Genomic DNA, 15215 nt, shown 5'->3' with positions numbered 1-15215 from the left:
AGAGCGGGCCAAAGAGAGTGGATTAACAATTAACTTTATACATAAAAATATATTTGATTTAGCTATTGATGAAGGAAGCTATGATATTGTGTTTGATTCAGGATGCTTTCATCATATAGCACCTCATCGGAGGGGTACCTATAATAATTTAGTTAAAAGAGCGCTAAAAACAGATGGTTTATTTGGCATTACGTGTTTTCTTGAAAATGGGAAGTATGGCGGATCAGATATAACTGATTGGGATGTGTATAGATTTTGGAGCCTAAAGGGAGGTTTGGGGTTTACAGAGCAAAAATTAAGAGGCATCTTTAAGGATCTGAAGGAAATTGAAATAAGAAACATGAGACAAACAGATTCAATGGATGGTGTATTTGCTGAGGAAGGTTTTTTAACAGCTATATTTAAAAAGTAAATTTAAATATTATAAAATATAATAGATTTAAAAGAGTGTGGCATCGTTTAAAGAACTTTGCCACACTCTTACTGCGTTCTCTATTGATGCGCTTTTAACCACATCATTGCCGTATAAGCATGCATGGCGGCACCGGTTGGTAGGATATCTTCATTAAAAACTACCTGTGGATGGTGCATGGGAAGTCCATAATGAGGGTCCTCTTCTTTTGTGCCGGCTCCCAGCAAAAAATAAACGGTAGGTACTTCATAACAGTACGAAGCGAAATCTTCAGAACCCATGCCTCCGCCTTCAAAAGAGATGACAGATTGTTTACCGACTACATCACTCACATAAGAGGACAATTGATTGGCCAAGTCTTTATCATTCGTTAAGGGCGGAACAGATGCAACAATCTCTATTTTAGCTTCACCTCTAAACATTTCAGCTGTTGATGTTACTATTTTCTCCATCCTTTTGTAAATGAAATCTCCTAAATCCACATTTAAGTAACGAATCGTACCTTCTAAGATGGCTTGGTCAGGGATTACATTATGTGTACTTCCTGCCTGAAACTTTCCAATCGTGATAACCACCGATTCGGTTGCTGAGATTTCTCTTGCTATGATTTCATGGATGGAGGTATAGATATGCGCTGCAATATTAATTGGGTCAACGCCGGTTTCAGGCATGGCTCCGTGACACCCGACACCTTTAACAGTAATTCTAAAGATTGTACAACCTGCGATTGCGGTTCCAAGCCCATATAATACCGTATTAGTTGGTGTACCGGAATGTACATGTAAGGCCATTGCTGCATCCACTTTTGGATTCTCCAAAACGCCCGACTTCAACATTAATTTTGCGCCCTTGAAGCCTTCTTCATTTGGCTGAAATACGAGCTTAACGGATCCTTCTAGTTCGTTCTCATATTGTTTTAATAATTTGGCAGCTCCTAGTAGCATAGTTGTGTGCATATCATGCCCACAGGCGTGCATATTTCCATTTGTTGCTTTAAACGGGTAATCTGTCTCCTCTTTAATCGGCAGAGCATCCATATCAGCCCGCAAAAGAAATGTTTTTTTTGCATCAGGTTTCCCTGCCAGTGCTACAATCCCACTTTCACAGATTTCTTTTGGTTCATAGCCAAATTCCTTTAACTTCTCCATTACGTATTTCGTGGTTTGAGGAAGATGGTCGCCTACTTCAGGATTTTGATGAATTTCTCTTCTATATTTGATTAATTCCTCTTTCATAGCCCGTGCATTTTCTAAGAATTGATTCATACATACCTCCTGCATGCCTTCATAGTTTGTTTCTTCGTATTTTGTGCATTGCAGGCAGTTTATATTACCGTTCTTCAATATAAATTGGAATAAAGTTCATAAATTTAGTAAAGGGGTTAAGAAAATAAATAGAGATCTAAAGAGTCTCTAGATTTGATTAACTTTATATATAAAAGCCGAAAATAACATAGATTAATTATCAGCATAGCAAATAGAGTTTACTCTAAGCCTTGAATAAACAAGCGAGGGAGACAAATCTAATGGCTAGTCTCTAAATCTGTTAAATAAGCAATGCATCGTTCTGCAAATTCTAGTACATGATTAGGAATTGGGTATAAGCCTGTTTCTTCTGCGGGTTTTTTTCTGATTTCCCAAAACTGATTCATTAATTCCTCATTCCCTTGAAATGTATCATTTGATAGTTTAATTAAATCAGAAGCAATTTGGGCTCCTATTTCAGATTCGGGTTTAACTTTGTTTTGAATACAATACTCAATTTGTTTTAGTAAGAACATATACTGTTGCGTTGTTTTATCATTGCTGCTTAGATTTGGTATGGATTTCTGTAAAAGTAGCTTTTCATCCTGATGGAAGTAATCAATCCATTTTTTTGAGTTATTTTGTGAATTTTGAACCAGTTTTAAAACATCTTCCCATGATAAGGATTCTTGCAGCTCGCTCATATTAATTAATGATGTAGTATTAGAAATGCTTGTTTGAATATTCGTGAGTTGATCTTGTAGATAATTGTAGTGTGAGATGAGAATTTGTTGGAAGGATAGACTGTCTAATATATCGCGAATAGTTTCTAACGGAAGTGAAAGGGATTTGAGAATAATGATTTTTTCAAGTTTGAATAAATCATCTTCTGAATAAGATCTCCTCCCGTTATCTGCTTTATAACTAGGGGTAAGCAAATTAATCTGATCATAATAACGCAGGGTGCGAACGGATATATTTCGCTGCTTAGCTACCTCTCCTGTCGTCCATTGTTTCATTTCATTTCCTCCTGAAAAAAACTTGCAGGTGACGTAACGTCATCTAATATAGTTGGATTATACCATATATAGGGAGAGGGCTATCGGATGAAAATGAACTGGAAAGAACAAGATGATTGGGGGCTAAAGGAATTCATATTATTAATCCTTTTGGAATTTGTGTTTGTAATTGGTTTTGTGAAATTGATATTTAAACCAATTATTACCAATTGGCTCGAGAATGATTTATATTCAGGGACATTAATTGGACTAATAATAGCCATTATTTTAATTTCAGGTGTTTATTATATTACTCTTAATCCGAAAAAATTATCTTGGAACGAGGTAGGGATAAAATCATTTAATGTGAAAGTTTGGAAGCTTATTATTCTGTATTCAACTATTTTATTAGTTGGTTCGGTGATTATAATCTTGTTTACTAGTCTTATAGGTAATTCGTGGGAGAATAACAAAACAGAGGCTTTACAGCAAAATGTAACTTTATTCACCTTTTTAATTGCTTTTATCTCCGCAGCTATTATATCTCCAATATATGAAGAAATCTTTTATCGAGGATTTTTATATCGCTGGCTGCGTACACGGATAGGATTTGTTGGAGCCATTTTACTTAGTTCAATCATTTTTACGATCGTACATATTCCGACCTATAATGTGATGCCAGTAAATTTCTTCAGTGGTATCATTTTTGCGCTGGCATATGAACGAACTAATTCAATTTGGCCAGCGGTTATCATTCACGGTTTGACTAATGGGATTATGGTTCTGCTGACAAGCTTCAGTTAAGGAGGTTGCTCCCGAGAGTTGAAAGATACCGTGTAATTATCCAGGTTTCCAAAGCTGATACTATTAAGTAATGGCCATTTGAGGCGATATTGAACAATTAATTTAGATTCATAGGGATATATCAACAGGTGAGATGAAAGGTATTAATTCAAAAAGGATTAATACCTTTTTATGTTGAATTATAAATGGTAGTAAAAGCTCGAATTTGTAGAGGGAATCTTCGGAACAGGGGAAATTGGAGGTGTGGAAAGTGGTTAATATTTTAAAAGCGAATGCAAGTCATGTTGAGGGGATTGCGAAAGTATGCAGTGATGGGTACTGGGCAACTTATAACGAATTACGATCTGAAGAATATATTAAGAGAGTTATAAAAGAGTTTTATAATCATGAAAGAATTCTGAAGGAAGTAAGTGAAACTGGGGTAGAATGGGGTGGCTATTTTGTTGCTGTTGAGGAGAACAAAGTCATTGGGGCAATTGGAGGCGGTATGATCGATAAGACTTCTGGGGAGGTCTTTGTCTTATATCTTAACCCCAATAGACGTAATGAAGGAATTGGGACAAGGTTATTAGATGTTCTTACAAAACAACAAAAAGAGGAATTTCATGCAACTGAGCAATGGGTATCTGTAGCAAAGGGAAATCAAAAAGGAATTCCTTTCTATGAAGCAAGAGGATTCATTTTCAATAATGAACAAAGAGGATACGGAAATACCAAGGAAGAAAACTATATCTCATTAAGATATGTTCGTAAGATATAACTGTAATTTTTGATGAAAAGGGAAGAATGTATATGAAAAATAAGATTGTGTTTTATATCTTAATCATCAGTTTAAGTATAAACTATTTTAGAACTGCTCAAAAAAGAAAAGCACAAGTGCATCGGCACTTGTGCTTTAATCGTTTACTGCGGAGCGTTAATATATAATAATCCTTCCGCTCTTTCAATCGTTTTATTGCCATAGTCATCTTCTGCGGTTACTTGAACGGCTGCCCCGTTTGCTTTGATATTTTTAGTGGCAGTATAGTAGCCGACATAGTGTCCTTCCGATGTCTCACGCATTGGAAGCTCAAGTGCATTTGAGACGCCAAGGTTTGTGACTGGAGCAAGGATTGAGAAGGTAGCGTCTAGCCCAGGTTCACTATCAAATTCGATTTTGACAGAATCGCCGCTTTCCAATACTTTGTCCTCAGCAGGAAGTATGTTGGAAAGTTCAGGTGCCGTATAATTGGCATCAATTGTGATGATCTTTTTAATGCTGTTGCCTGCTTTATCCTTAGCTTGAACAGTAATCTCATTTATACCTTCATCAAGAAGGATACGCTTGCTGAATTTCCCGTCGCTTACAGTTGCAGTTTGACCATTTACTTTAACCCAATCCAGATTGGCATCAGCAATTGTTCCTGTAACTGTAACGGTTTCTTTATTTGTTTTAGAACCATCTGTCGGTGAAGTAATAGTCAGTTCAGGTTTATCCTGATCAAGTGTAATCGTAACTGGTTCAGATGGGTCTGTTGAACCGACATCAGTTTTTGCTTTAGCAGTCAGTGTATTTGCACCATTTTTCAACTCGACTGCAACTGAGAAGTCGCCACTTGCATTCGTTTCCGTAGTAGCAGTTTGTTCTCCATCATTGAATAAATCAATGGTTGTTTCAGGAGAAGATTTACCCTCAACTGTCACAGATTTTTTATTCGTAAATGCTCCATCTTTAGGAGAAGTGATGGATGGTACTTGTAATTCATAGTTGACGGTCGCACGGATCATGTAGTTTCCTTCAGCCTCTGGTGATTGAGACCATGCACCGCTTACGCCTTGCCAGCTGCGTTTAGCATTTGGACCGTCCTCATCAGTTGCCAAGCCAGGTGAATTAGGATTTGCTTTTGTTTGTGTATAGACAATGAAGAAGTCTCCTTCTACCATGATGCCGTGTTCGGCAAGGTCAACATGTGTCCAAGTGCCGTCACGTAAAGCTGTCTCGTTGAAAGGACCTGCCAATTTAGTACCAGGACCGCCGTTTGCACCACTGGCATCATAAACGGATACTTGGAATTCAGTACCGCCTGGGACTGGCCATTCCATATCCCAGAAGCGAAGGAGTGCACCAGTTACTAGAGCTTGATCTTCCCCTTCTTTTAATGACATTTTAACAGCCCAGCTATTACCTGCCGCATTGAAGGATCTGGCATTTTCAGCTGTTCCATCATCATACTTAATCTCACCTGCATAGCCAATGAATGGACGTAACTCAACATTTTTAACGACTGGTTCGCCTGCTTCAATGGTTACAGTTGTTTCGGAACTGTAGTAGGATGGTGCAACAAATTTTAGTGTGTAGGTACCCTCGTATGCAGTAAGGGAATACTCGCCATCTTCATTTGTAGTCACAGGCGTAATGGCAGCATCTTCCACAAGGTAAACTGTGGCGCCTGCAACAGGATTTCCTGTTACTTTATTTGTAATTGTACCGCTGACAGTACCTTTAGGAATTTCCTGTAGTGTAAAGTTTGCGGTAGCAACTCCACCATCTTCAACACGTACTGCTTGTGTTTGAGATTGGAATCCATATGTTTCTGCTTGAACAGTGTAATCACCTGTTGCGTGCGTTAATTCATAGGATCCATCCTGTGGGTTGGTGTAAACAGAACGGCCAGTTTCAAGAACGGTTACCTCTGCTTGAATTGGTAAAAGCAGTGGTCCCGGGCTTTCATTGCTAGGTTTTTCATTTTTTGAACTATCTTTTTCAGATATTGGTTTGATTTTTGCTGCGTCTACTTTTTCTTTTGCTGCTTTTTTGTCGTCTTTAGGGTCTTTAGCTTTTGTATCTTTGATTTTAGTATCAGTAGCTTTTGTATCTTTCTTCACACCATGTTTAGCTTTTGACGAAGGTTGGATAGGAGTTGCCGATAATTTGACATCATCCAAATACCATCCAGCTTTCTGGACAGACCCATCAGTTGTAACATTGAAGGAAATGTAGATGCGTTGTCCTGCATATTCGCTTAAGTCAACTTCGCCATCAATCCAACCATCGGATGTTTGGTTGAAACGAGCTGCCTGTGTCCAGTTGGTACCATCAGTAGAAATAAATACATGCCCAAAGTCATAGTTTCTTTCTAAATCAAACCATTGTTTGAACTGTAAGTAGCTGGCTCCTTCAGGAAGATCAATTGGTGGCATTTCCAGGCTCATATTAGAGCTGTTTGCATAGTTTCCTGTCAGATTTGTTGCATATACCTTTTCACCAGAGAATGCAGCGCCAGGGCCTGTTGTTGGTACTCCCCATTCCCATGAATTATTTGTACCGTAAGATGTCCATCCGATTGGGTTTTGTTCAAAATCTGTTTCATAGCCAACTGTAATACCCGGAAGTAATTCTACTGGATAAACAGCTGTTTCTTTTGAATTGCCTCCAAAGTCATATGCGATAAATTGGTATTCTGTTGAATCACCGGTTAAATCAGCACCAGGTATGGTTGCTTCGTATTCACCGGATTTATAATTTCCGCTTACACGTTCCGCAGCGACTTCAGTCCAGCTGCCATCTGCTTTTTTATATTTCAAAACGACAGATGTTACGGATACATCGTCCGTAGCGGTTGCGCTAAGAGGAAGGTCCATTTCTTTATAAGAAGTAGTCACAGGCTCTGTTTCAATTTCAGGTGCATGAGTATCATCACCTTCCTTGGAGACAGTTCCTTTAATTTTTCCTAAACCACTAACAACTGAAGAGACAGCATCAAAAGCATTTACCAAACCGTGACCATATCCATAGTTAGGTGACTCTGGATAAGCGCTGTCAGTTAATGGTGTTGCTGTTAAGTCCATAATCTCTTCCATTTGATCGACAGTTAAGCTCGAATCAGCTTGTCTAAGCAGGGCAACTACTGCGGCCACATGAGGCCCGGCCATTGATGTTCCATTATAGGAAGCATAATCGTTTCCAGGTATAGCTGAGCGAATATTTACACCTGGTGCAGCTATATTTGGTTTCATGACTCCTTCATATGGAGAAGGTCCCCTTGAAGAAAAGCTTGCCAAAGCATTATTGATATCTGTTGCGGCAGTTGCGTAAGATTCAGGATAATTGGATGGAGCTGCTATAGTTCCTGCTCCTCCTCCGTCATTTCCTGCTGAAAATTCAGGGAAGATATCCGCATTTTTCCATGCTTGAACCATTGGACGGAACCATTCGTCCAATCCTGGTCCGCCACCCCATGAGTTGTTTACGACATCTGGTGCGTATTCAGGATGTGGAGTTCCATTAGCATCTTTAGGAGCTAATACCCATTCACCTGCTTCTAACAAATCAGCACTCGAGCCTCCACCTGATGCAGAGAGAGCTTTAACCGCTATGAATTTAGCGCCGGGTGCTACGCCGATTTGGTTAGTACCGTTTGAATCTGATCCGACCATTGTTCCAATTGTATGTGTACCGTGACCATTATCATCAAATGCTGCAGGGCGGTTTGTAGAAGTAGCATCAAACCAGCTGAACTCATGGGTCGGGTTGTCTGGATTAGCAGGGTTGTACCCACGGTATTTTGTCTTTAGGGTAGGGTGATCCCATTGCACACCAGTATCTATGCTGGCAACGACTGTTCCAGCTCCATCAATTCCCATTGCCCATGTTTGAGGTGCGCTGATTTTTTCGATATTCCATTCAATCGAGGAGACTTCTGCCTTTGTCTCTGTTTTAGAAGGTTTCTCCTTAATATTGGACTCGATTAGTGGTTTCTCAGCTTTGGATTGTTTAACAGGTTCTACAAGGTGTACTTTTTCATTCGGTAAAAGTTTTTCTACTTCAGGAAATGCGGCAATTTGTTCCATGACTTCTTTTGTAGCCGTAACAGCCATACCATTAACGATGTAGAAGGATTGAATATCTTTAACCTTACCGGCTTTTTCTTGTTTCTCTAAATAGTTTTTTAGCTCATGCTGAGTTTCTTCAGCAGTTGCGCGCAGATTTGTAACGATGGAAGATCGTTTTGTCAAGGTCGTCTTGGCTGATGAAAGCTTTTGTTTTTTTGCAGTAGCAGTAGCTTCTTTTGCTACCTTGGCAGTGTCGACCTGCTCTTTAAGTTTAATTAAGAAGGTGACTTTTTCTTCTTCCTTAAACTCATTTTGAAGATCTTTGGAGATTTTGTTACTGCTATTCTGTATAATCGTAGATTTTGCTGAACTATGGATGGATTCTGAGGAAGCAGTAGAAGATGGTGAAGACGTAAATCCTGTAGTTAAGAGCAATGATGGAATGAGCATAGATGTTAGAATGAGTGACGACAGTTTTTTTCTCTTTGTTTTCAACAAGTATTCCTCCCTATACTAGATTATTAAATTGCCAATATGCCAAGTATTTTTTCACCTCCCTGTTAAGTAATATCGAATTATGTAATCCTGCTGATATTTCTACCATAACGAATTGAAGTAAACAAATGCTGTCACTAAATGTCGCAAGTATACTATGGAAATTGAAAATGAATCATTGGATGTAGTTTGGCTACAGCTGTAGGTGTCATTCTAATTAGGAAATGATTAGAAAAGAATATACTTATACCTGATTTCATATGGAGATAGTTGTATGAAAAAGGAGGGAGGAAGAATTTTAATATACTATTATAATAAAAATAAGCCATCTGACTTATTAAGCTATTTAATTACTAGTCTTTCTTTGTCTTATTCAAAAAAAGACTGGGGATTAAGGTGGGATATTTTGTTACTTATATGAAATAAGGTGAATCCAACTCTCACCTTTATCCCAGAAAAATATTCAGAATCGGTAGTTTTAATTTATTTAGATAAAGAAATAGGCTATGTTTATTGTTGGAAGATGTCGAACTATAGCAGGATATTTAGAGGATACTGACATAACTGATGTAGAATATGGTTTATGTGCTTTTGTCTTATGCTTGTCGGAGGCCAACAGGATGTTGGTCACAAAGACGTTGCCACACGATGTGGCGTATTTAGTCTTTGTTCCTTGATGCAGTCGTTTCAGCTTTTTATTCAATCTAGCTTCAGGGCCTAGGAGCTCGGGACATAAGCAAAGCCACTGCGGGGGGAAGTACATCCCCTACGTGCCTTTGTCTTATGCTCCTCGCTCCTGACCAAGGCCCTTCAGCTTTTTTGTTTTGAATTGCTTGAAAAATTAATGAAATTTGATGATAATTAAATAAAACATGTATACTGGCTACATGCTGATGTTGGTAGAGAATATTTATACGCTTTATATAAGGGAGAAATCATGATGTTAACAGTGACACCCAAATTACCTGGAGAAAATAATAAACATTATTCGTACAGAATTATTAAGAATGGCATTATGTCTCTAGAATTAAAACCAGGACAAGCAATCAGTGAAATTGAGCTGGCTAATGAATTAAGGATTTCTCGTACTCCAATCAGGGAGGTAATCGGAAAATTAAAAGAGGAACATTTGGTTGAAGTATGGCCGCAGGTCGGTTCATACATATCAAAAATTGATTATAAATTGGTTAAAGAGGCGGCCTTTATGCGCTCTGTACTAGAAAAAGAGGTTCTTAAGTTAGCCTGCGAATCTATTTCTGATGAAACATTATTAGAGTTAAAGAAAGTTATCAGTTTACAAGAAAATTTTATAGGAAAAAAAGGAATGGAAAGAACTTTTCATGAATTGGATCAGGAATTCCACTCCCTATTTTATAAAGATCAGGAAAAAGATCATATCTGGGATGCAATAAATCGGTTAAGTACACATTATAATCGGATCCGATTGCTATCTGAAATCGAATATGATTATACAGATATTATTAAACAACATAAAAACATTATTGATATTATTGAAAATAAAAAAGTTGATCAAATAGATGAGGCTGTTAGTCACCATATATTAGGACCAGAGAAATATTGGAATAGTTTGCTGGAACCGGATAGCCAATATGCTGAATACTTTGTAGAATAATCTCATATGTCCTTATCATCAATGGTATATTGGATTATTCGATCAGCCCTTATTCATGGAATAAGGGTTTTTACTGTTTAAAAGGGTAATATAAACTTAAATTGGATGTATGTACGTTTTCCCCCCTTTAAATATAATAGATTGATAAAATTTACCGTTACTTTAGTTTCTCTAATACCCTTGCAAATATAGAGAACAGTTACTATAATCACCGATATAGGAAAAACGGTGAATGTTAGAAGAAAAGTGGGAAAGTTGAGAAATAGGGCGAAATGTCTGAATAATCTTGACAAATGTGTTAAAATGGGTAATGTTATATTAAAAGATGTTAGAATTATTAGAAAATTTAAAATGTTCAACCAGATAGAAACGGAGGGTTTTAATTGGGTAATATGAAGAGTAAATCTACAACACTAGCGATTGGCTTTATGCTCTTTGCCTTATTTTTTGGGGCTGGAAATCTAATATTCCCAGTATTAATGGGACAAATGTCAGGGTCAAATGTTTGGGAAGCTACATTTGGCTTCATCATAACTGGGGTGGGATTGCCTCTGTTAGGAGTATTGGCAATTGGGTATTCTGGCCAAAGCGATTTATATACGATGGCTAAACGTGTACACCCAATGTTTGCTATTATATTTACTACAGTTCTTTACTTAGCAATCGGGCCTTTATTTGCGATGCCGAGGACAGGAACGGTTTCATATGAAATTGGTGTTAAACCTTTAATCGGTGATATGAATAGCACAGTAGCAATGGCGCTTTTCACTGTAATCTTTTTTGCTATTACTTGTTTCTTTGCATTAAAACCAGGAAAAATTATAGATATAGTTGGTAAAATGTTAACACCAATATTATTATTTTTTATCGCTTTATTGATTCTAGCAGCTTTGTTTAATCCAATGGGAAGCCTGACAGCTCCGGCTGAACAATATACAGAAAACGCATTCTTTAAGGGTTTCCAGGAAGGTTACCTAACAATGGATACATTGGCATCCTTCGTATTTGGAATTATCATTATTAATGCAGTTCGTTCAACAGGGATTCATGGCAAAAAAGAAATGATGACAAGTGTTATGAAATCTGCTTTCATTGCAGCCGGTTTACTTGCGGTAATCTATGCAGGGCTAGCATATTTAGGTGCTACCGGTGTGGAAGAGATTGGTGCATTTGATAATGGGGGTGCGATATTAGCAGCAGCATCTCATTATTATTTTGGTTCTTATGGAAGATTAATTTTAGGACTTGCTGTTATTGCAGCGTGTTTAACGACTAGTATCGGTCTTGTGACGGCTTGTGCGGCCTACTTTAATACATTGGCTCCGAGATGGTCCTATAAAACATATGCTATTGTTTTATCGGTATTCAGTGCATTAGTTGCCAATGTGGGACTTGCCGACTTAGTGGCTATTTCAGTACCTGTCCTGACAGCTATTTATCCTTTGGCTATATGCTTGATTTTCCTTACATTCATGCACAATGTATTTAAAGGTTTTTCAGAAGTATATATTTGCAGTTTGGCATTAACCTTTATTGTTAGTTTGTTTGATGGTTTTAATGCAGCGGGTCTGCAAATAGAAGCAATCAATAATTTATTTGCTTATTTACCGCTTTACTCCGTGGGATTAGGATGGATTGCACCAGCCATATTGGGCGCTATTATTGGTTATCCGATTGGTATGATGAGACAGTCTGCTCCCATAATGAATGAAGTTCCAGATATGCAGAAAGACTAGTTAGTACATGTAAAGCCAGCGTGAGTGAGACACCGCTGGCTTTTATAATTTACTTTTTTACCAATAAAGAAAATAATCCCGGCTCTATGATGGAGCTGGGATTATCTTTTATTCTACACGCTTAGCAAGGTCGATATGATCGGCAGCAGAATTATGAGTAGAAGGCAGTGGATTCTGTATAAGAGATCCTTCTGATGGCTTTACATAATCATCATAGAAGACAGCTAATGAAGTAGTTATAAAAGGTGCAAGGTATATAGCAATACCAAAGATTGTGATATACCCGATAATCAGGCTTGCCATGCCGCTTAAATATACTCCATCATTTACAGTATCAGCACCAATAGCAATAGATACGATTCCGATAAAAATTAATACGATAGGGATAATAAACCATGGTAAAAAAGATAGGTATAGTACAAATAAATCTTTCTTTTTACCATTCATGATTCGTCGGCTTTCTGTAATCGCTTGAAGAGCGGTTAAATCGGAACGGTCACGCAAGGTAAATAAAGTCATAGAATAGGCTAACGCTTTAATGATGCCGGGTATAATTAATAAAACTGACCAGAGTAAGGTAAATAAAAAGATTAAAAAGTTTGTTAAGGCATTCCTGAAATAGTTCAATTTAAAACCATCAAATAGTGTTTCAATAGAAGGATTTTGCTGCCTCTTTATGGCTAAGTGGAACCATTGATATCCTACAGCCAATGGGCTTGATATAAAGAAAAATGCAAGAATAAAAAGAAATGATTCAGCAACTCTGCTAACAAGGAGAGTTATGAAAAAAACTCCTATCGCAATTCCCCAGTAGCCAGTTAATTTTTGTTTGGCTGTGTTTTTAATCAGTTTGATATTCATTTTACAACTCTTTCCTTCTTCCTGTGTGTTTATTACTATTTATAAGAATAATATAATCTGACTGAATTTGTAAAACTATATAAGTATTTGTAATTTTTGGATAATTAGTTGGAATTTAAAAGAGCATCAAGTATAATTGGGAGTAATTAACAATACCTACCGGTCAGTATGTGAAAGGAGTGAAGGAATGGATTTTTCCTATTCGAGTAAGGTGATTGACTTGGAGAGACAGTTAAGTGATTTTATGAATGAGTATGTATATCCTAATGAAGGATTATATGAGGTTCAGTTAAATGAGCAAGAATCACGGTGGAGTCAGGTGCCTCCGATTATGGAAGACTTAAAATCAAAAGCTAAAAATGCAGGGCTTTGGAATTTATTTCTGCCTGAGAGTGAATATGGTGCTGGTCTGACCAATTTGGAATATGCACCTTTATGTGAAATAATGGGACGCTCATTAATCGGCCCTGAAGTGTTTAATTGCAGTGCTCCTGACACAGGTAATATGGAAGTATTAGAAAGGTATGGGACTGCTGAACAGAAAGAGGAATGGCTTAAGCCTTTATTAGCTGGTGAAATACGTTCCTGTTTTTCAATGACTGAGCCAGATGTCGCTTCATCAGATGCTACGAATATTGAAGCAAGTATTGCAAAAGATGGAGATGGCTATATCATTAATGGTCGCAAGTGGTGGTCTTCAGGTGCAGGAGATCCAAGATGTAAAATTGCAATTGTGATGGGGAAGACGAACAAAATGGCAAATCGGCATGAACAGCAATCTATGATTCTAGTACCTCTTGATTCAAAAGGAGTAAAAATTGAAAGAATGCTTCCCGTTTTTGGATATGATCATGCCCCTCATGGACATGGAGAAATTACATATGAAAACGTTAGGGTACCTGCTGAGAACATAATTTGGGGAGAGGGAAAGGGATTTGCGATTGCACAAGGAAGGCTGGGTCCAGGAAGAATTCATCATTGTATGAGGCTGATTGGGGCAGCAGAGCGTTCGCTTGAAATATTATGTAAGCGTATACAAAAAAGAACTGCCTTTGGACAGCCGCTATCTAATCAAGGAGTAATAAAGGAGTGGATTGCAAACTCAAGAATTGAAATTGAGCAGGCAAGATTATTAACTCTAAAAGCAGCTTATATGATGGATACGGTTGGGAACAAAAAAGCGAAGACCGAGATTGCGATGATCAAAGTCGTTGCTCCAAATATGGCTTTGAAGGTTATCGACAGGGCTATACAGGGACTTGGGGCAGCAGGAGTTTCAGAGGATTATCCTTTGGCAGCTCATTGGGCAAATGCAAGAACATTGCGATTAGCTGATGGACCCGATGAAGTTCACCGTGCACAGATTGCCAAGCTAGAGCTTAAAAAATATCTAGGGGAGGAACAAGCTGATCATGAACGTTTTACAAATGTTTGATTTAACCGGTAAGACAGCGATTATCACAGGAGGCGGACGTGGGCTTGGAGCCCATATTGCACAGGGTTTGGCAGAAGCGGGAGCAAATATTGTTCTATGTTCACGCAAGATTGAGGCTTGCACCGAGGTAGCAGATCATCTGAATAAAGAATATGGAGTTGAAACCTTGGCCTTAAAATGTGATATCACGAATGCGGAAGATATTCATAGTGTCGTCTCAGAAACACTAGATAAATTTGAAGATATTGATATTCTTGTCAACAATAGCGGTGCCTCATGGGGAGCTTCTGCATTGGATATGCCGCTTGAAGCCTGGAATAAGGTTATCAATACTAATTTGACAGGTACCTTCCTGATGTCCCAGGCAGTGGGAAAGGTGATGATGGAACAGAAGCGAGGAAAAATAATCAATATTGCTTCAGTTGCGGGGCTCGGTGGAACTCAAGCTGACATGATGGATACTGTTGGGTACAATGCCAGCAAAGGAGCTGTCCTTACTTTAACAAAGGATTTGGCAGTGAAATGGGGGAAACATAATATTCATGTTAATGCAATCGCACCTGGTTTTTTCCCAACCAAAATGTCTCAGGTCTTACTCGAACGCGGAAAAGATGCAATTGAATATATGACACCGCTTGGAAGGCTTGGAAATGATGAAGACCTCAAGGGAGTTGCTTTATTCCTAGCCTCTGCTGCATCCAATTATATAACAGGTGAGGTATTGGTAGTTGATGGCGGAAAACACGCCATGGTTTAAATAAAAGATGAAGGAGATTTGACTATGG

At 38.1% G+C, this 15215-nt stretch carries 11 protein-coding genes; 7 read left to right on the top strand and 4 right to left on the bottom strand.

Annotation, left to right across the window (positions count from 1 at the left end; all coding sequences use genetic code 11):
* The coding region (locus tag AC4BHP_RS17105; RefSeq protein WP_490553506.1) for a class I SAM-dependent methyltransferase at positions 1 to 412 on the top strand (412 nt) is incomplete at its 5' end.
* 80 nt (positions 413 to 492) lie between these two features.
* Here AC4BHP_RS17105 and AC4BHP_RS17100 read toward each other — a convergent pair.
* Both AC4BHP_RS17100 and AC4BHP_RS17095 read right to left on the bottom strand, forming a co-directional pair.
* Positions 493 to 1677: a M20 metallopeptidase family protein gene (locus AC4BHP_RS17100; protein WP_066108069.1), complete on the bottom strand. Its 1185-nt coding sequence runs from the start codon at positions 1675 to 1677 to the stop codon at positions 493 to 495.
* Between the two features lie 257 nt (positions 1678 to 1934).
* Positions 1935 to 2675, bottom strand: coding sequence for a MerR family transcriptional regulator (locus AC4BHP_RS17095; RefSeq protein ID WP_066108066.1), 741 nt, complete (start codon positions 2673 to 2675; stop codon positions 1935 to 1937).
* A gap of 87 nt (positions 2676 to 2762) precedes the next feature.
* Here AC4BHP_RS17095 and AC4BHP_RS17090 point away from each other — a divergent pair, with 87 nt between their 5' ends.
* Both AC4BHP_RS17090 and AC4BHP_RS17085 read left to right on the top strand, forming a co-directional pair.
* Positions 2763 to 3458: a CPBP family intramembrane glutamic endopeptidase gene (locus AC4BHP_RS17090; protein WP_490553503.1), complete on the top strand. Its 696-nt coding sequence runs from the start codon at positions 2763 to 2765 to the stop codon at positions 3456 to 3458.
* Between the two features lie 250 nt (positions 3459 to 3708).
* Entirely contained in the window at positions 3709 to 4218 is a 510-nt protein-coding gene (locus AC4BHP_RS17085) for a GNAT family N-acetyltransferase (protein WP_066108060.1), read from the top strand.
* Positions 4219 to 4361: 143 nt separating this feature from the next.
* On the opposite strand, the gene AC4BHP_RS17080 is transcribed toward AC4BHP_RS17085, so the two are convergent.
* Positions 4362 to 8768 carry a S8 family serine peptidase gene (locus AC4BHP_RS17080; protein WP_490553500.1) on the bottom strand — a complete coding sequence of 1469 codons (4407 nt, stop codon included), beginning with the start codon at positions 8766 to 8768 and terminating at the stop codon, positions 4362 to 4364.
* Positions 8769 to 9705: 937 nt separating this feature from the next.
* On the opposite strand from AC4BHP_RS17080, the gene AC4BHP_RS17075 reads away from it, so the two are divergent.
* Together AC4BHP_RS17075 and brnQ are read left to right on the top strand one after the other, a co-directional pair.
* The gene (locus tag AC4BHP_RS17075) at positions 9706 to 10398 is read left to right on the top strand and encodes a GntR family transcriptional regulator (RefSeq protein WP_066108055.1); all 693 of its coding nucleotides are present in this window, start codon (positions 9706 to 9708) and stop codon (positions 10396 to 10398) included.
* 383 nt (positions 10399 to 10781) lie between these two features.
* The gene (gene brnQ, locus AC4BHP_RS17070) at positions 10782 to 12134 is read left to right on the top strand and encodes a branched-chain amino acid transport system II carrier protein (protein WP_373925501.1); all 1353 of its coding nucleotides are present in this window, start codon (positions 10782 to 10784) and stop codon (positions 12132 to 12134) included.
* Between the two features lie 108 nt (positions 12135 to 12242).
* On the opposite strand, the gene AC4BHP_RS17065 is transcribed toward brnQ, so the two are convergent.
* A complete protein-coding gene (locus tag AC4BHP_RS17065) occupies positions 12243 to 12995 on the bottom strand; it encodes a DUF975 family protein (RefSeq protein WP_490553498.1) in 753 nt (250 codons plus the stop codon).
* Positions 12996 to 13182: 187 nt separating this feature from the next.
* On the opposite strand from AC4BHP_RS17065, the gene AC4BHP_RS17060 reads away from it, so the two are divergent.
* Both AC4BHP_RS17060 and AC4BHP_RS17055 read left to right on the top strand, forming a co-directional pair.
* Entirely contained in the window at positions 13183 to 14430 is a 1248-nt protein-coding gene (locus tag AC4BHP_RS17060) for an acyl-CoA dehydrogenase (protein WP_490553496.1), read from the top strand.
* A complete protein-coding gene (locus tag AC4BHP_RS17055) occupies positions 14408 to 15187 on the top strand; it encodes an SDR family oxidoreductase (protein ID WP_139892681.1) in 780 nt (259 codons plus the stop codon). Before AC4BHP_RS17060 ends, AC4BHP_RS17055 begins: the two co-directional genes overlap by 23 nt.
* Positions 15188 to 15215: the final 28 nt, after the last annotated feature.

The sequence above is a fragment of the Pradoshia sp. Z4_20 genome (assembly GCF_058216035.1).
The sequence above is the reverse complement of the archived record's forward strand: the minus strand, read 5'-3'. Positions and strand labels throughout refer to the sequence as shown.